Origin of the sequence: Flagellimonas sp. HMM57, from assembly GCF_021390175.1 — a bacterium.
Classification (GTDB): domain Bacteria; phylum Bacteroidota; class Bacteroidia; order Flavobacteriales; family Flavobacteriaceae; genus Flagellimonas.
The window spans coordinates 193,576-212,266 of record NZ_CP090004.1 but is presented as its reverse complement, the minus strand read 5'-3'; the positions used below and the strand labels follow the sequence as shown (position 1 = coordinate 212,266).

Sequence of the window (18,691 nt, the reverse complement as noted above, 5' to 3'; positions counted from 1 at the left end):
AAACTTATTTATCGGTCCAAACAGCTAATTCATTCCCGGATGGGTCGATAAACTGAAATCTGCTACCGCCAGGAAAAGAAAAAATATCCACGGTTATTTTTCCTCCTAGAGCAATGATATGCGCCTTGATTTCTTCAAGGTTATCATGGTAAAGTACTACTAGGACACTATTTGTTATTTCTTCTTCGGTCGTTTCAAATCCTCCTTCTATGCCACTTTCAGAAAATGCGGTATAGGTAGTGCCATAATCGGTAAAAACCCATCCAAAGGCCTTGTTGTAAAACGATTTAGTGGCTTCAAGGTCTTTTGCCTTAAATTCTACGTAGTTGATGGGGATTTTCTTCATTCTGGGTTATTTGTTAATGTTTTAAAGATTGTACGAACAAAAACTTTACTCTTCTTCAGATTCAGGAACCTCCTTTTTTTTCTTTTTTGATTTTTTATACAGCGGGAGAAAGTATGAGATGGAGTAATTATAACTCACTCCAAAATTACTTCCATCAGTTATTCTGTTAAAACCAGGAACCCAAAGATTGGGAAAGCGCTCGTCTTCTGAGTTTGTAATGAGGAAGCCCAAACGCGCGCTCATTCCTACATATATATTTGCAAATAGCTCTGCTTTTAAACCCAAAACAAATTCCAACCAAGATGCACTAAGACCGCTAAATTCTTCACCTTCTTCAGCTCCAACCAAAAACTCACCCGGATTAAAAAAACGGTCACTATTAAAAATATTATACTCGTTTAAGGTTTGGCTAAAAGTTGAAAAGGCATAACGGCCACCAACAGTAATCGCATTGTTCATGCCATACCAATTTTCGTAGGTGTTCATGTCAATACCAAGCTTTATATAACTACCGGAAGACGTATAGTTGTAGAGTGGGCTATTGCCCACATCTTCGAAGATGGTTTTTTCTTCGTTACCAAGCTCAGCAGCCAAATACATTTTTTCCGTAAGTCTATAGTCACCAACTATTTCAAAGCCCGTATAGTCCTCATCAAGAAAAGACAATAATGGTCTATTTAAATCTATACCGACACGCAGGCCGTATTCCTGTTTGTATTCAACAGTATCCTTTGGTTGAAGGTCAATAGGCTTGTTTTCAACGGTATCCTTTTGTTGAGAGTCAATAGGTTTATCCTGACCAAATCCAGAAAAGCAAAAGAAAATAACAAAAAGGTTAGTGAAATATCTTGACATGGATAGTGTTGGAATTTTCTATAGTTTGTTGGACAATGGTAATATCCTCTATCCAATTATTATCGCTTTCGGGTAGCGTAATGCTAAGATTATCGTAATTGCCCACAAAACCACAAGCTTTGGAAGCAAAGGCTTCACGCGGTTCATAATTAAATGTCAATGTATCAATATCACCTGTTTCTGCTTCTGTTTCAGCATCGTCCGCAGAATTGGTTATAAATGTAAACCTAGTATTGTTGGCATCTACACGCAGCGGAATAAATATTGAATCTGATGAATTTGAACGGTCGGTAAAAGTATCTGACGAAAAAATACTGTCGTTGTCAAGAGCCCTAATTCTAAATGTTGGTACAGATTTGAACAGTGTAGTGTCTATAGCATCATAAAAACCAATGATCAACAATGGAGTATCGCCATCAACGCAGATATCATCTTTTTCGCACGAAGCAAAATATCCTATTAAAAAGGTTAAGATTACGATGGGAATTATTTTTTTCATTCTAGTGTAAAACCTTTTTAATCAAAAATTATACCCGTTTTTCCAAAAGTACAACATTTTCAACATGGTGGGTCTGTGGGAACATGTCCACAGGTTGTACTCGGGTTACATTATATTTCTCTTTTAACAATGCTAAATCCCTTGCTTGTGTAGCACTATTACAACTTACATAAACTATTTTTTCCGGAGCTACCTTTAGAAGTTGTTCTACTACTTGTTTGTGCATTCCATCTCGGGGAGGATCCGTAATGATAACATCGGGCTTACCGTTCTCTTCAATAAATGCCGTAGTAAAGACATTTTTCATGTCACCCACAAAAAAATCTGTGTTTGAAATACCGTTGCGAACAGCATTTTCTTTAGCGTCCTCAATAGCTTCTGGAACAGATTCAATTCCAACAACTTTTTTCGCTTTTTTAGCTACGAATTGTGCTATGGTTCCAGTTCCTGTGTATAAATCATACACCAATTCATTTCCAGATAAACCAGCGAAATCACGAGTAATTTTATACAATTCGTAAGCTTGTTCCGAGTTGGTCTGATAAAACGATTTGGCGTTTATTTTAAATTGAAGCCCTTCCATTTCTTCAAAAATATGGTCACGGCCTGCAAAGCATACTACTTCTTGATCGTAAATGGTATCGTTCTGCTTTTGATTAATGACGTACTGTAAAGAAGTAATTTTTGGAAATTTTACTTTAATATGATTCAAAAGTAATTCACGTTTCTCTTCATCATCTTCAAAAAACTGTATGAGCAACATGATTTCGCTTGTAGATGAAGTTCTCAACATCATTGTACGTAACATTCCTTCCTGATGTCTTGGGTTAAAAAACGAGATTCCGTTTTCAGTAGCAAATTTTTTCACTTCTAAACGGATTGAGTTGGAAGGATCCTCTTGCAAATGACAGTTTTTTATATCTAAAATTTTATCCCACATACCGGGTATATGAAAACCAATTGCATTTCTATCTTCAATTTGCGCTGAGGAATTGATTTCTTCTTCGGTAAGCCAACGACTGCTAGAGAAAGAAAATTCCATTTTATTTCTGTAGAAGTACTGTTTTTGGGACCCAAGTATTGGTGTTATTTTGGGTAGTTCAAGATGTCCTATGCGTTTAAGGTTATTTTCTACTTCACTTTGTTTAAAATTGAGTTGATGCTCGTAGTCCATGTGTTGCCATTTGCATCCGCCACAGACCCCAAAATGTTCACATTTTGGCGTTGTTCTTTTATCGGAAAATTGATGAAATTTAGTGGCTATACCTTCAAAGAACGCTTTTCTTTTTTTTGTGGTCATGACATCGACAACGTCACCGGGAACAGCGTTGGTTAGAAAGATTACTCTACCATCAGGAGCTTTTCCTACTGATTTTCCCTTTGCGCCAGCATCCACCACTACGACATTCTCAAATATTTGTCGCCTATTCTTTTTTCGCATTTGGCAAAAGTAAGAATAGGTTTCTAGAAAGAACAAGTAACTTGTATAAATGAACAGTTAAAAAACTCCCTTTTTTTGAACCTTTTAGATAATTCCATGTCTATTAAATGATCCGTTATATGAAAACAACAGAAAAAGTTTTTGATGGTTTGGTAGTATTGGAATATCAATCTGGAAACAAAAAATCATTGTCCATATTGGTAAAGCGGCATCATGTTAGGTTATGTAAGCATTCATATAGATATACCTATGATGTTGAAGCTTCAAAAGATATCGTCCAAGATTCATGGAGGACTATTATTGGCAAGTTATATACGCTTAAAAACCCCAACAGTTTTAGCAGTTGGGCGACAAAAATAGTGACCAGAAAGTCTTTGGATTATTTAAGTAAGCTAAAAAGAAACAAGAGGGTCATTGAAGGTATTTATGAAGATACTACAATGAATGATACCGAAGATTCCAAGGAGTCTAAGATTAAAAAACTTCTTTTGGCAATAAAAGAATTACCGGAAAATCAACAGATGGTGTTGAGACTATTTTATTTGGAGGAATATTCGTTAAACGAAATTGGTGATATTCTGGAAGTATCGGTGGGAACAGCAAAATCAAGATTATTCTACGGAAGAGAAAAATTAAAAGAATTATTAAAGACAAAAGGATGAAAAATGACAATGAAAAAATAGACGAGCTTATTAAAGAAGCTTTAACCCAAGAAGAAGCAAAATTTTATGATGAACTTGGCGAACAGAATATTTTTGAAAAACTTGGAGGGGTATTTAGAGGAAAACTGGGATGGTTGGCCATAATAATGAATTTGGTCAATCTCATTATTTTAGGATTACTTATATTCTGTATCGTCCAATTTTTAAATACAAACGTGACAAATGAGCTTGTTGAATGGGGAACAGCAATATTTGTGTGCCTAATCTTTATGGGGATGATAAAACTTTTTGTATGGATGCAAATGGACAAGAATGATATTTTAAGGGAACTTAAACGGTTAGAGCTACAAATTGCAACTTTATCGAATAAAAAGAATGATTGACAAATATTTAATAAATTAGCATCCCCTCAGGGATGATTTCTCTCCCACGCTGAATTTTCGAGACTTCGAAAGGATAAAGGTATTGTAGGAATGGTTATTTTATCAATTTAAACACATTTAAAATGGCTGTTTTAGAACATTTAACATCGCAACAAGCGATAACATTAGAAAACAAGTACGGCGCACAAAACTATCATCCTTTACCAGTTGTTCTGAGTAGGGGTGAAGGGGTGTTCGTATGGGACGTTGAAGGCAAAAAGTATTATGATTTTTTATCTGCCTACTCGGCAGTAAACCAAGGGCATTGTCACCCTAAAATTATTGGTGCGTTAAAAAGTCAGGCTGACAACTTGACGTTGACTTCCCGTGCATTTTATAACGATATCTTGGGAAGGTACGAAGAATTCGCGACCAAATTTTTTGGCTACGATAAGCTGTTGCCCATGAATACTGGTGCAGAAGCGGTGGAAACTGCATTAAAACTGGCGCGGAAGTGGGCCTATGAGAAGAAGGGTATTCCTGCTAATCAAGCTAAAATTATTGTTTGCCAAAATAATTTCCACGGACGTACTATTTCTATCATATCTGCATCGAACGACCCTATTGCAACAGAGAACTTTGGACCGTTTACCCCAGGTATTGTTTCGATTCGATATAATGATATCAATGCCTTACAAGAAGCATTACTGGATGAAAATGTAGCTGCATTCTTAGTGGAACCTATACAGGGCGAGGCGGGTGTCTATGTTCCCGATGACAACTATATAAAAGAGGCTTTGGAGTTATGTAAATCCAAAAACGTGCTCTTTATGGCTGATGAAGTTCAAACAGGTATTGCCCGTACAGGTAGATTATTGGCTACCTGTGGCAATTGTTCTTGCCCAGATAAAAATTGTTCAGGCACTCCAGATGTAAAACCAGATGTTTTGATTTTGGGAAAAGCTATTTCTGGTGGTGTCCTACCTGTATCTGCTGTTTTGGCCAATGATGAAATTATGGAAGTAATCCGTCCCGGTAATCATGGGTCTACCTTTGGTGGAAATCCGTTATCCTGTGCTGTTGCCATAGCCGCGTTGGAAGTGGTAAGAGATGAACGTTTAGCCGAAAATGCTTTTGAATTAGGCCAGCTGTTTCGTGATGAAATGGAAAAACTGATAGAAGAAACTGATTTGGTGCGTTTGGTTCGAGGTAAAGGCTTGCTCAATGCCATTGTGATCAATGATTCTGAAGATAGCTCTACAGCTTGGGACATATGTATGGCGTTAAAGGAAAATGAGCTTTTGGCCAAACCTACCCATGGTAATATTATACGTTTTGCTCCTCCTTTGGTAATGACCAAAGAAGAGTTGTTGGATTGTATCGGTATCATTTCCAAAACACTCAAAGAGTTTGATGCTTAGTATTGACGGTATCCAATAAAGAAGGGCTTTGATGTTGATAAATCAAAGCCCTTTTTTACGTCCTAAGAAAAAAGTTATATTTCTTCTTTTGCCTCTATAGACATCTCACAACCATAATTGTCCGCAAAGAAATTATCCAAATCATCAGCTTTTAGGGCTAAGTTCTTCAAATTTTCTTTTACGGTATCTGCATGATCCGTGAAAATATCAGAAAGATGTGCTCTGTACGAAATGTATATTTTATTCTCATGTATGCCCAAATAATAGGGGTCCACATTTTTTTCGAGCAAATAGGTCATCAATTCTTGAATGTTCTTTTTGGGTAAATTGTTTAATGGTGAAGTCGCTACCAAATAATCTCGTTTAAAAACAAAAATCCGAATTAAGGCGCTGCCTTGATGAAATTCCCAATAGTCTCTGCCAGCTCTTCCCAAAACCGGATTTATTCCCAATTCTGTAAGTGCGTTTTCAACAAATTGTGCAAAATGACTTTTTTCAAACTCCTCCCAGATGGAAATATCCATGGTATTTCCACAGTTCGCACAAAACTCACATTCTTTCTCCATATAGCTATCGCAAGAGTTGCACTTGACACTATAAACTGGGTTTTCTACGGAAGCGAAATCGTTTATTTCTTTGATTAAGTCTGAATGCTTGATTCCAAACCCTACGTTATCCGCATTGTTGAATTTTGAAGTTGTTACTCCGATTAGGACTCCTGCTTCGTTCAACATTGGCCCCCCAGAGTTGCCTGGGTTTACGGCGGCATCGGTCTGAATATAACTTCTGTTTCCCATGGGCTGGTTGCTAGATGAAACAATACCTTCTGTTATGGTATAGGGCATTCCAAAGGGATAACCATTTATGAATACTTTTTGGGTATTGGCCACGATAATTTCTTCTTGAAGTGAAATATCGGTCTCCTTATTCTCAAAGCCTTCAATTTTTAAAAAAGCTAAATCTACTTCTGGGTTAACCATGACCACATTGGCTACGAATCTATCTTTTTTATAGTCTTCTACAGCTACTACTTTTTCACCTTTTACTACATGGTAATTTGTAATAACCTGATTATATCCGCTAACAGTAAACCCGGTACCGGTACCAGATGCTGTCACAATTTTGAAAACTGATTTTTTTATATTTTCCATTTTTTTCTTCTTTGTAGATTAACCGAATAGTTTTGAGAACAATCCTTTTTTGGAGCCTTTGGAGCCTTTGGATGCTTTGATCGCTTTTGTATTACCATCTAAAAATCCATAGTAGGTTTTTAAAAGTATAGGGGCGGCTTGATGCAGCTCTTTACCGGAAACTTTTTCCAGAACATCATAGATGGCATTTTTATGGTGCTCTTCCAAGTTGAAGTTATAAATGATATGGAGGAAGGAGTATTGTAAGTAGTAACATAACATCATATTGTTCCCATCCTTCACATACCTGTTTACATTGTTTTCCATATTCTTGGCATCGTTCTGAAGTATTTGTGTGGAACTGCGCCATTTTAAAGAGATAAACGCTTCGGCATGATAGATATCCTGCATAAATTCTTCTTTTGATTTTGCACATAGCTTTTGCATAAAACTTACACCTTTATCTATTCTATACTTAAAATCGATTTTCCCATTGAAGAGATTGCCCACATATTCTTCTAATTTGGTTCTCAATGTTCCATGCACATAGGGCATGTTCACTATTTTCAAGATGGAAAGTACGGCAATATCCCACTGAAAATCGTCCCATCTCTTTTCTTTAAAGAAATCACTATACTTTTTGTACTCTTCCAGAATGTCGCTTATTTGTTGCCATACCTGCTCTTTTTCTGTTTCCGTTAGTGGGGTTACCCTTGGTTCTTGGTAAAAATCAGCTTTGTATTTATCTATAAATTCATCGTCATAATTGTCAGCATAAACACTTATTTCCCGTAACACATCATATACCTTATAGGGTTGGCACAGTGCTATTGGCATTTCATATTCAAACCACAATGCACCTTCAAGAAGATGAATCTGTGCCAAAGTCAACGGATTAAAGTTGATTTCTGCTACTCTTCGGAACAGTGCTACCTTATTGGTATCATCTGTTATCTTTACGAATGGTGCCTTGACCAAAAAAGTATCATTTTTAATGGTCATTTGAACTTCAGCCGAACCTTGCCCCTGTACGATTTCAATATCCCCACTGGTATCTTTTCCTTGTAAAATCGTGGAATTAATATAATTAATGGTCTCGATCAATGCTTCTCTATGGTTTTTGGCATCGTATGCATCCATTGCCTTATCCCAGTGCGCAACATCTGTTTTGGGTTCATCTTTACTTTTAATGGGTCTTTTAAAGTGTGGTACTACGTTCTTCATAAAACTGAAAATTGGTTAAACTAAATATGAATTAAAAAAGGGGCTATTGGTTTTATTATTCTTGATCACCTGACTAAGTGTATGTTAAGATTCAAACAAATATCTAATTTATTTAACATCGAAAAGGCCCTTAAATATGGGGTAATTTCATCACTGTATACAGGGGGGTAAGCTGTCTTAATTACAGAGACTCTTTGCCTTTAACTCTTAAACTGAAAAAAGTGCAGATCATTGTTCAGTTATGAAATGGTCTTTCAATGCACTGCCTTTTCCAAAATTTTCAAGGTCATTTTATCCGAATCCCAGCTAGCATTGACACCTATAGGGAACGTAAAGTTGTTAGGTACATGGCCAAAGCTCATACCGTAGGCCGCTGGAATATTTAAAGGAGCTATTCTGTCCAAAATGACCTCTTTTAATGTAAAGGATTTAGAATTTGAACTTGAATTGCAGCCTGCGCAGACCCCAAAAACAATCCCTTTGGCTTTTTTAAAACTTGGTCCTTCAATGAGTTGGGTCAGCATTCTGTCTATTCGATAAGGAGCTTCTTCTACGTCCTCCAGACAAACAATGGTATCTGTAAAATCTATTTCATGAGGGGTGCCAATAAGTGCATTGACCAAGGTAAGGCTACCACCAACCAATTTTCCGGCAGCTTGCCCTGAGGTAATTGTATATCGCTCATATTCCACATCATTTATCATTTCCTCATCTTCAAGGGTGACATTGGCGATGACCTGTGGATATTTGGGATGTATTAACGAGTTGCTAAATTCGTGTTTGCTGTAGTCGTCATCAAGCGTACTGCCAACAGGACCATGAAAGGTAATTAGACCGGTTTCTTTTTGTATGCCATTCAACAGTGCAGTGACATCACTGAAGCCTATCAGTATTTTGGGATTTAATTTAATGTTTTCGTAATCTATCATTTGCATGATGCGCGTACAACCATATCCGCCTCTAGCACATAGAATCGCATCCACCTTTGTATTTGCAAACATTTCGTTGAGGTCAGTTGCCCTTTCTTCATCAGTATCGCTAAAATAGCCATGATTACCATGAATGCGATCGGTATGGAAAGGAATAAACCCCATTTCTTTTAGCGTTGTCTTTATTTCTTCAAGTATATGGGGTTTAACGGCATAACCTGGAGCAATAAGGCCAATGGTATCTCCTTTTTTCAATCGTTTGGCAAGCAATCTAGGATTTTCATTTGTGCTGTTCTTTTCTGAAAAAGCAACATTTGGTAGCACTGCTGTTGCCGATAGCAAAGCGGTCAAATTGATGAATCTTCTTCTTTTAATCATGTAGGCGTAATTTTTTCATGCCTTGAAGTTAAAACCTTTAGGATGATGACCAAAAAATGTTAATAAAAATAAAGAAGGATATTTAAAAAGTTTTTAAGCCCAAAATGTCAGGTTGAGTCCTTTGAAACCTAATACAAATCAATTAAGTATTTCGACAAGCTCAACATGACATTCAGGATTACTTTTTAGATATCCCCTTTTTTATGAAACCTTGTAAGTGTTATGGTTTTGATGCACTACTACCATTGGATTTAGACCTTCGCAGCTGGCGTTGTATCTTTTTAATGGCAGACTCTATTGACTTTTCAGGTTCAATGATATTGTACTCGCCCCAAAAGTCGGGGTCGGAGAAACCTATGGCTTCATCACTTAAAATAATGGACTTCTTGAGTCTTTCCCTATTTTTTGGCAACTTTCCATCTAGGTTCTTTTCCCAGTCGGTAACGGCCATTTCTGCCGTCATGCTATAAACGGAATTAAATAACTTATTCTTCCAGTTTACTTTGAATTCCATTAAAACATTGCTGTATCCATAATACCATTTGCCTCCTTTTTCCCTATAATCAACTCGATAAGCAACTTCGGTTGGCCATACATTAACGTTAGCAGGTTTTCTGCGAACAAATAGTTTGGCCGCTTTGTCCTTATCGGTTATGTTGAGGGAATAAATTGCACTGGTAAGGGTCTTATTTTCCACATCTATAAATAGCTCTCCAGCATACAAAGGTTCGGGAATAGTTTCCCGTTGCTCGAATTTGACAACATAAATCAATTTATCGTTAATCCTTGTGGAACGACTAAAAGTGAATCTGTAGTCAGATAAGTATTCTGGTGCAAAAATATACTCAGGATATTTCATGACATCAACATACAATGTATTGAAGGGTCCTCCCTGTAATTTGAGGGCAACGGTATCCAGTTTGCTATAATCCGTACTTTTTCTAGCCTTATAGAGTTCAACGGCGTCTTTGCGTTGTGAATTGTATGGCGTTTTATAGATATTTACCACTGCTTCTGATAGAGAAACGTTTTTTCTTCTCTTTTTGATGGTCTCTCTATAAAAGGCCGTCATCAATGTAGGGTCTTCAAAGTAATTATTTCCTTTTCTTGCCAAAGTTTCCCTTACCAAAGCCCCGGCATCTTTTGGTACATTAACGTTCACACCAGAAAGTTCGGTTACCGAAATTGTAAGTGCTATTTTGTTTTTGTTAGGTTCCAACTCAGATAGCTCGATACTTTGGCTTTTGTAACCCAAGAAAGAAACTATTACGGTTCCCGTAGTCATACTTTTGGGAATCTTTAAAAGAAAACTCCCTTCGGTATTGGTTATGGTACTGATATTCGTTCCCTCTACCGCAAGTGTAGCGAATACCAAAGGTTTTTTAGAGGACTTATCTATTACTTCGCCCTTGTATTGATTGAAATCGTTCGAAGCATTATCTTCTTGTTGAAGTGCAAACACATTAGCAGTGCATACTATCCATGCGAACAGCAAAAGCAATAATGGCTCAGGTCTTTTTTTTGTGAAAGTGTGTATAGATGTTAACATAGCCTTGGATTTTTTTGTTAAGATTCAATCTAATAAAGATACAAAATTCCGAGGATAATAATTCTAGATGGGCAGGTTAATTAGTAAGTAATAGGTTAAAAATCAGAAGAAAAGAAAACTAATTTACCATGAACAATGCATTTGCGAAAAATAATTTGCCGTTCTCCCAAAAGCCTCTAAACAAAGGATTGTCCACCATATAGATGACTTGGCCTTTTCCATATTGTTCCGCTCCAAAAATTAGAGAATTGCCTACTTTTTTTTGAGCTTCGCTTCCTGCAAAACCAGAAACAGGTTTAGTGTCTTTCTCAAGGTACACGGCATTTCCACTTTTAAGATAATCATAACTGGAACTTCCCAATTTTAAAGTAAAGTATTCTTTTTCGTATCCGTAAGCTAAGGGATGGGTATTATCCACCTTGGTTTTGAAAATTGCTCCGGTTATGGCTTTTTTAATTCGCTCCCTTTGCGTATTCATATGTGGTTTCGGAGTATTTTTAGTAGAGTCTTTCACTACCTTGTTTTTCTTGATACTAAACCCTTTTTCTCCGTCTATTGCATCAATGGCTCCACCAAAGGCAATAAGTTTACCGCCATTTTTGACCCAACCTTGTAGTTTCTTTAGTTGTTTTTCATTGAACATTGTACCATAACTTCCATCTGGTAACACAAAAACGTGATAGTCGTTCAAATCTATTTTATCCATATAGTCGCTATCGATTACAGAAAGCGGATACTCCAATTGTTGCTCGAAAAAGTGCCAAATTTCTCCAAAACGTAAGGTTGAGGTCGGTTTTCCCGATAAAACCGCGATTTTAGGCTTGGTAATCATTTTAACATAAGGAGAACCAAAATCTTTTCCTGAATCGACAAACCCTGTTTTTGAACCGATAATTTTTTTATTGAACTTTTTAGAGGCATTTTTTAAGGTCTCGATAAAATTGGCCTTATTCTGATTGTCCGACTTGGTAATAATCAAGCTTCCTCGTTCAAAGGATTTTCCCTCTATGGAAAATGGATGGTCAGCCTTTCTAACTCGTATGCCTTCCTTTAATAATGCAGCCAAGAAACGGGCATCTTTCATACTGTCCCAATCTGTTATATAGGCATAGGTATCTGGATTTATAAAATCATTTGATTGTATTTCTTGTACTGCTTTTTGATTTCCATTAGTAACTGTGGAACTACTGGCTATTCCGTTCAGACCATATGCGTAGGGAAGCGACCAGGCTGTAATATCATAGGTGAGTGAATCGCTAAGTTTGGCATTGGGTTCAAACAAGACCTTTACCAAGGTTCCTTTGGTCTGATTGGTGGACACTACCAGACTGTTTTCAGATGTCGAAATAGTACCGGTACTTCCAGAGTTATAGCTAAATCCTTTGACCGAACCATTGGTTGCGTTTCTAAATTCAATGTCATGTTTGGTCAATAAATTCTTTAGCGCTTCAATGTTATCCTCATTCCCATTAAGGACATAGCTTTTATATTTAAAATTTCGATTCTGATAAAATTTCCTGAACTCAGTATTTAATTTATCGGCATTTTTGGATGAAACTTCTACAGTGGACATTCCCGTGGTGTGATGGTGGGCTATTCTATCCTTAAGCGTTAACGTGTCTCCGATTCTTGTCAGTACTCCAAGGCCTCCACGACCACTTCCGCCTTGTTCGTAGGTCATTCCAATAGCTCCATTATAGGTAGGGTAGGTATCTCCGTAACTTGGGTAGAACAAGTCAAAAATTTCTTTTGTGAAATAAAACCAACCATTTTCATCAAAATATTTTGCATGGTTTTTTCCCAAAGTCACTTGAAAATCACGTTGAAAATCGGTGATGACTTCATGATAAGGCTCCGCTGCGGGCGCAAAATAGTATGGATTGTCTACGCCCTGCTCATGAAAATCCACATGTACATGGGGCAGCCACTTGTTGTATACTTCTATGCGTTGTTGGCTTTCAACCTGGGTCAACCATGCCCAATCCCTGTTTAAATCGAACATATAATGATTGCTTCGACCGCTCCACCAACTCTCATGGTGCTCTTTGCTGTTGGGGTCCACTTGATAGGGTGAATTTTTATATTGATTGTACCAATTTACGTAACGGTCGCGGCCATCTGGATTGATGCAAGGATCTATAATAACGACCGTATTTTCCAAATAGGAATTTTTAGAAGTCAACAAGTCGTAAATGGTCTGCATGGAAGCTTCTGTACCGACACTTTCGTTACCATGCACATTATAACTTAGCCAAACGATTGCTTTGGATGTATCTCCCGTTCCTTTCGTATCCTTTAGGTGTTCTTTTCTGATATTTTCCAGATTGGATATATTAGTTGCAGACGAAACATAGGCAAGCAATAGGGGTCTACGTTCAGTGGTTTTGCCATAGACGGTGAGTTTTATCCTATCTGGTGCTTCTTTGGCCAAATACTCATAGTAGTCCACAACTTCGTAATGTCTGGAAAATTCGGTGCCAAGCTCATAGCCCAAGAACTCTGAAGGCGACTTTAATTGTTGTGCGAATATTGAATAAGAAGTCAGTATAAGAAGCGATAGTAAAATTCTAGTCATGTAGAGGCTTGTTTGCAATTATCAAAGCTAATGATAAATTCCAAAATCACTGTTTTCGTTTTGATAGGGAACACGCAAATCAGTTAAAAAGTAATTAACGTATTTTTAGCGATAGAAAAAAAAGAAGACATTTATCTTTAGCACCTTATTGAAGCTTTAATGGAAGTAGATTGTATCCCTTTTAAAGAAACTGGTTATTTTTCCAAACTTATTTGCGATTATCTTGCTCAAAAAGAAGATCTTATCCCTTTTTTTAATAGATTTCCCAGCCTCAAAAATTTTGAAGGCCAATTGAAAGAGAAAACATCCAATTATCCCGCATCCAACAGAAAAATTTTGGTCGATGCCCTAAACCGACAGTACAAAGATTTTCAAATTTCAGATGCGACTGCAGAAAAGATTACTTCGCTTAAACATGAAAAAACATTCACGGTAGTTACGGGGCATCAGTTAAATCTATTTACCGGTCCGCTATATTTTTTATTCAAGATTATTTCTACCATAAACCTAACAGAGCAACTGAAAGATAGATATCCAGAACATGATTTTGTACCTGTGTATTGGATGGCCACCGAAGATCATGATTTTGATGAGATCAATTACTTTAACTTTAATGGACAAAAGGTTCAATGGAACAAGGATGCTTTTGGAGCTGTTGGTTCTTTAAGTACTGAAGGACTCGACTCTGTCATGGATACTTTTGCTTCCCAAATAGGAAATACGGACAATGCGAATAGACTAAAATCATTGTTCAAGAGGACATATATAGAACATTCAAACCTTTCAGACGCTACGCGTTACTTGGCGAACGAGCTTTTTGGTGAATATGGATTGGTCATTGTTGATGGTGATGATACCGCGCTAAAGCAATTATTGGTTCCCTTTGCCAAAAAAGATATTATTGGTCATGAGCCTTTCCATAAAGTTTCTGAATCCATAGATGTCTTGTCCACTATTTCTTCAGAGTACACTATTCAAGTCAACCCTAGGGAAATCAATTACTTTTATCTTTTGGACGGGATTCGGGAGCGTATCGTAAAAAAAGACGAAAATTTCTATGTAAATAATACCGAAATTGAGTTTTCCCAAAGTGAATTGCTTGAAGAGCTTGAAAAGCATCCTGAAAGATTTTCGCCCAATGTTATTGCCCGTCCATTATATCAAGAAATAATTCTTCCAAATCTATGCTATATTGGAGGGGGAGGGGAACTGGCCTATTGGTTGGAATTGAAATCCTATTTTGAAACTATGGATGTTACTTTTCCCATGCTCCTGCTCAGAAATTCAGCGCTATTGATTTCCGAAAAACAGTCGAAAAAGATTGAAAACCTAGATTTGAAGGTGTCTGACCTTTTTTTAAAACAGAACAGTTTTATCAATAAAAAGATTCGGGAAATTTCGAATATCGATATTGATTTTGCACCTCAAAAGAAGCATTTGGAAGCACAGTTCCAGAATCTTTACCAGCTTGCGGAACAAACCGACGCTACCTTTATTGGTGCCGTAAAAGCCCAAGAAGTAAAGCAAAAAAATGGACTGGATGCTTTGGAGAAAAGATTGCTCAAAGCACAAAAACGAAAATTGAAAGATCATGTGGTACGCATGACCGATATCCAAAACGAACTCTTTCCCAATGCATCTTTACAAGAACGGCAACTTAATTTTTCGACCCTGTATCTGGAGTTTGGAGAACAACTTATTCCAAGCTTAATGGAAAGCTTAGATCCGTTAATAAATAAGTTTCTCATATTAAAAACCTCTTGAGCGTGCTAACAAGGATAAAGGGCTTACCGTTGGAATGGGGTTTGGCACTGGTTTCCTTTATTGCTATAATTTTTATCAGCTATCTCAAAACTTCATTGGAATTGGAAGATGCAGAACAGGCCTATTATTCACAATGGTGGAGATTGGGCTATGATGATCAACCTCCTTTATATACTTGGTTGCAAAAAGTGGTGAACGCTATATTTGGCGTCACTAAATTCTCTTTTTCGTTTTTACGAGGTATCTTTTTCGCAGCCACGCTTTTGGCTTTATATGAATTTGGGAGAAAAGTATTAAGAGATAGGTTTAAGGCCCAGTTGGTTGTATTGAGTTCGGCGTTGATTCCTGTTTTTATCGATTTTACCTTCAGGAGGCTGTCCCATACGTTACTGCTCTGTCTGGTTATTTTACTAACTTTTAATGTTATAGCTAGACTAATTGAAAAAAAGAGTTCCCATGATTATATTTTATTGGGAATTTGTTTTGGTATAGGAATGCTTTCTAAATACAATTATGCATTTTTCTTGTTGGCAGTTATGGTAACTTCACTTTTTGACTTGACTATTAAACGTGTTTTTTGGAACAAAAGAATCTTGATTTCATATAGTATTGCTATAATACTTTTCTTGCCCCATCTATATTGGTACACTACCACAGCTTATTTGCAAAATGTACAAGAAAGCCTGTATATGAAGTTGGGCACAGAAGGAGATGGAACAATCATTTTTACACCTTTTCTTGAAACCATTAAGGCCATTTTTGAAATTAGCGCTCCTTTTGTCTTGGTAGTTATTCTTTTACGTTTGTTGAAAATGGTTCATTGGCAAACAACAATGCGTTCCAGTTGGCTTTTTAAATTGATGATAGCACAATTATTAGTATTGATGGTATGTTTTACGCTCATGGACGTTAAAGAAGTCCAAACACGTTGGCTACTTCCATTACTGCTTCCATATTTGGTAGTGTTTATAGAAAGTATTGATATCGATAAAGAAAATGTAAGGAAAGGAGGGATTGTCCTATTTATATTGATAATAGCATTTCAAGTGCTACGTACACCGATAGAACGATTTTTAGGGATACCTTCGGCGGTCCACTTTGATTATGGATACCTATCAAAAAAGTTAAATACAAACTATGCCAATGCGGTCTGGGTTTTGCCCAATGTCACATATGGAGGACAAATTAGATTGTTGCATCCAGAAAAGGAGCTTTTAACGTTGGATGATTTCTCAATCCCGAATAATAAAAAGAAAGATGATAGCCTTATTATCGTATCAACTTTGAAAAATACTTTTGAAAACTTACAGCCTAAAGACAGCATTCTTAATTATGGCCCTGAGAAGGAAAGTTTATATTTTTTTGAAAAAAACTGATTTTTAGGTAGGGTTTCTTCCAAGCTAGTTGTTTTAACACTGAAAATTGCTTTGAAATTTTCAAAAAAATATGAGTGGTCAAACTCATATGTTTAGGTTGGTTTTGATTTTATTAAAAAGCCCCGGAGTGGTTCCTGGGGCTTTTTTTAGTCTACAGTATACGTTTTTTGTTGCGGTCCAACACCCTTAATGGTTAGTGACTTCCAAGCTTTGGGTAAAATCGGATTTTTTTGGACAATACCTTCATTAGTGATTTCCAATCCACCAAAACCGGCCAGTACTACTTGGAGCATGCCTCCGGCCCCTGTGGCGAAATAGGGATTGTCACTGGTAGCCGCTTCGGCTAAGGCTCCAAAAGGTGGACGTTTGTTGGGTTCATAACTTCTGCGGAACAGTCGATAGGCTTCTTTCGCATTACCCAATCGTGCATAAATCACCGCAAAAACCGACTGTCCCATGGCTGGACCTTCTTCCGCTAATTTGGGTTCGTAGTATTCTAAATCTTTAAGAATCGTAGCTTCATCATTGACCACATCCAATGGATAGGTCAATAAATTGACGTCTGCTTGTTTGATACGCTCCCCATCATAGGTAGCATGTTCTTTAGTGGTTCCATCAGGAAACTTCAAAATCCTGATTTTGGAAGCGACCTCGTTCCATACGGGGTCTGGGGTTTCTCCGACTATACTTGCAGCTTCGATTGCATATTGCAATGCAGTGATGGCTGAACCGTTGGTAAAGGCATTGTCATCTACATTGGGTGCGAATTCATTGGCCCCTACCACATTTTTTATACTGTATGAACCATCTTCATTTTTTGTGGAACGACTTACCCAATAGTCGGCAACTTCTTTGAGCATGGGATAGCCACGTTCTTTGAGCCATTCCATATTTTGGGTGACACGGTAATAGTTCCAAAAAGCAATAGCCACATCGGCCGTAATATGATGTTCGAATGTGCCTGTGAGTGCCCATGCTGGTGTAGCTTCTTCTCCAGTATCATCACTTTCCCAAGGGAACATAGCCCCTTTATACCCAAAATTTATAGCTTTTTCCTTGGCTTTGTCCAAACGGTCCGAACGGTAATTGACCAAAGACCGTGCAATATCTTGATTCAGCATCAACAAGGGCGGAAACATCCAAAGCTCCGTATCCCAGAAAATATGTCCATTATAGTTTTGCGAAGAAAGACCCATAGGGGCAATGCTCAAATCAGAATCCCCTCTCGAAAATGCGTACAGATGATAAAGCGCTAATCGCACATCCAATTGGTCTTGAAGGTTCTCTTCAATAATAATATCGCCTTCCCATAATTCTTCCCAAAGCTTTTTATGTTGCCCTAAAAGGTCTTCCCTTGGAGTCAATAAATTAAAAATCACAAAACGCTCCGATTCGGTTTGAGGGTCTTCAAAATCTTGGGTAGAACACTCTGCCCCAGTCCAGGCAAATTCAAATTTCTCTCCCTTTTTCAAAGTTTTTTCAAAAGAAAGCCTATTGTCATAAGCTGAAATTGGTTCATGAATCAACTCTGGACGTTCATGTTCTCTGGTAGAATTAATGGCATGCCATATAAATGTTGCTGAAGTCGCTACCATATGCTTTCCCATTCTACTTTCCGCAACGGTTTGAAGAATCGGCATCGTAGTTTCCAAATCTTGAAGCACCCTGAACGTACTGTTTGGACTATGGTATTCGTCTGGAGTTTCAATGATGCCAGTAGCTTTGACTTCAATATCTTTTAAAGGTTCAACTTGAACATCTATATAGCCTGAATATTGAATATTGCGCAAGGCATAAATTGTGTAGGATATCTTTGCTTTGTTTTTGAACGTAAAGTTGGTCGTGAAAGCGGCAGTTTTCATGTTTAGGGTTTGCTGCCAATCGGATACGTTTTCCTCGGTTATTGTTTCTCCATCGATTTTAACTTCCAGATTTGCGAAGTTCATTCCCAATAATATTCGACTTACTCCTAAAGGAGATTCTTTGTCATACACATTATTGAGAATTATAGATTTGGTTTTGAATGGTTTGTCTTCTGGAAGAATGCCAATTCTACCATTTGCAGTAACAATACCTGTATATTTGTCGACTTTTTCAGAAGTAAGCGACCAGCCTTGTTCTTGACCTATCAAGGGAAAAGTACCTATCAAAAATGATAGTGCCAAAAAAGTTGTTTTCAT

15 protein-coding genes are annotated in these 18,691 nt (G+C 37.3%); 5 read left to right on the top strand and 10 right to left on the bottom strand.

Annotated features, from left to right (window positions below; genetic code table 11):
• Positions 1-4: 4 nt before the first annotated feature.
• The 4 genes from LV716_RS00990 to rlmD are packed head-to-tail and all read right to left on the bottom strand — an operon-like array spanning position 5 to position 3,141.
• Positions 5-346 (bottom strand): VOC family protein, encoded by a 342-nt coding sequence (locus LV716_RS00990; protein WP_163419421.1) that lies wholly within the window; start codon positions 344-346, stop codon positions 5-7.
• 45 nt (positions 347-391) lie between these two features.
• Positions 392-1,201: a DUF6048 family protein gene (locus LV716_RS00985; protein WP_163419420.1), complete on the bottom strand. Its 810-nt coding sequence runs from the start codon at positions 1,199-1,201 to the stop codon at positions 392-394.
• Positions 1,182-1,700 (bottom strand): DUF6452 family protein, encoded by a 519-nt coding sequence (locus LV716_RS00980; RefSeq protein ID WP_163419419.1) that lies wholly within the window; start codon positions 1,698-1,700, stop codon positions 1,182-1,184. Before LV716_RS00980 ends, LV716_RS00985 begins: the two co-directional genes overlap by 20 nt.
• A gap of 28 nt (positions 1,701-1,728) precedes the next feature.
• Complete coding sequence (rlmD, locus tag LV716_RS00975) at positions 1,729-3,141, bottom strand: 23S rRNA (uracil(1939)-C(5))-methyltransferase RlmD (RefSeq protein ID WP_163419418.1); 1,413 nt, start codon at positions 3,139-3,141, stop codon at positions 1,729-1,731.
• Between the two features lie 119 nt (positions 3,142-3,260).
• Here rlmD and LV716_RS00970 point away from each other — a divergent pair, with 119 nt between their 5' ends.
• The 3 genes from LV716_RS00970 (at position 3,261) to rocD (ending at position 5,586) form a co-directional block, all read left to right on the top strand.
• The gene (locus tag LV716_RS00970; protein ID WP_163419417.1) at positions 3,261-3,803 is read left to right on the top strand and encodes an RNA polymerase sigma factor; all 543 of its coding nucleotides are present in this window, start codon (positions 3,261-3,263) and stop codon (positions 3,801-3,803) included.
• Entirely contained in the window at positions 3,800-4,186 is a 387-nt protein-coding gene (locus tag LV716_RS00965; RefSeq protein WP_163419416.1) for a DUF6768 family protein, read from the top strand. Before LV716_RS00970 ends, LV716_RS00965 begins: the two co-directional genes overlap by 4 nt.
• 122 nt (positions 4,187-4,308) lie before the next feature.
• Complete coding sequence (rocD, locus tag LV716_RS00960) at positions 4,309-5,586, top strand: ornithine--oxo-acid transaminase (protein WP_163419415.1); 1,278 nt, start codon at positions 4,309-4,311, stop codon at positions 5,584-5,586.
• Positions 5,587-5,660: 74 nt separating this feature from the next.
• Here the strand turns inward: rocD and LV716_RS00955 are convergent, their stop codons facing one another.
• From LV716_RS00955 to LV716_RS00935, 5 genes are all read right to left on the bottom strand, one after another.
• The gene (locus tag LV716_RS00955) at positions 5,661-6,737 is read right to left on the bottom strand and encodes a trypsin-like peptidase domain-containing protein (RefSeq protein ID WP_163419414.1); all 1,077 of its coding nucleotides are present in this window, start codon (positions 6,735-6,737) and stop codon (positions 5,661-5,663) included.
• An 18-nt stretch (positions 6,738-6,755) separates the two neighbouring features.
• Entirely contained in the window at positions 6,756-7,940 is a 1,185-nt protein-coding gene (locus LV716_RS00950) for a YbjN domain-containing protein (protein ID WP_163419413.1), read from the bottom strand.
• A gap of 254 nt (positions 7,941-8,194) precedes the next feature.
• A complete protein-coding gene (locus LV716_RS00945; RefSeq protein WP_163419412.1) occupies positions 8,195-9,247 on the bottom strand; it encodes an LD-carboxypeptidase in 1,053 nt (350 codons plus the stop codon).
• Positions 9,248-9,467: 220 nt separating this feature from the next.
• On the bottom strand, positions 9,468-10,796 hold the full coding sequence (locus tag LV716_RS00940; RefSeq protein ID WP_163419411.1) for a carboxypeptidase-like regulatory domain-containing protein: 1,329 nt from the start codon (positions 10,794-10,796) through the stop codon (positions 9,468-9,470).
• A gap of 118 nt (positions 10,797-10,914) precedes the next feature.
• Positions 10,915-13,371, bottom strand: coding sequence for a M14 family metallopeptidase (locus LV716_RS00935; RefSeq protein WP_163419410.1), 2,457 nt, complete (start codon positions 13,369-13,371; stop codon positions 10,915-10,917).
• A 159-nt stretch (positions 13,372-13,530) separates the two neighbouring features.
• Here LV716_RS00935 and bshC point away from each other — a divergent pair, with 159 nt between their 5' ends.
• The gene (gene bshC, locus LV716_RS00930; RefSeq protein ID WP_163419409.1) at positions 13,531-15,135 is read left to right on the top strand and encodes a bacillithiol biosynthesis cysteine-adding enzyme BshC; all 1,605 of its coding nucleotides are present in this window, start codon (positions 13,531-13,533) and stop codon (positions 15,133-15,135) included.
• Positions 15,136-15,137: 2 nt separating this feature from the next.
• Positions 15,138-16,511 carry a glycosyltransferase family 39 protein gene (locus tag LV716_RS00925; RefSeq protein ID WP_163419408.1) on the top strand — a complete coding sequence of 458 codons (1,374 nt, stop codon included), beginning with the start codon at positions 15,138-15,140 and terminating at the stop codon, positions 16,509-16,511.
• A 146-nt stretch (positions 16,512-16,657) separates the two neighbouring features.
• On the opposite strand, the gene LV716_RS00920 is transcribed toward LV716_RS00925, so the two are convergent.
• Positions 16,658-18,691 (bottom strand): glycoside hydrolase family 65 protein, encoded by a 2,034-nt coding sequence (locus LV716_RS00920; protein WP_163419407.1) that lies wholly within the window; start codon positions 18,689-18,691, stop codon positions 16,658-16,660.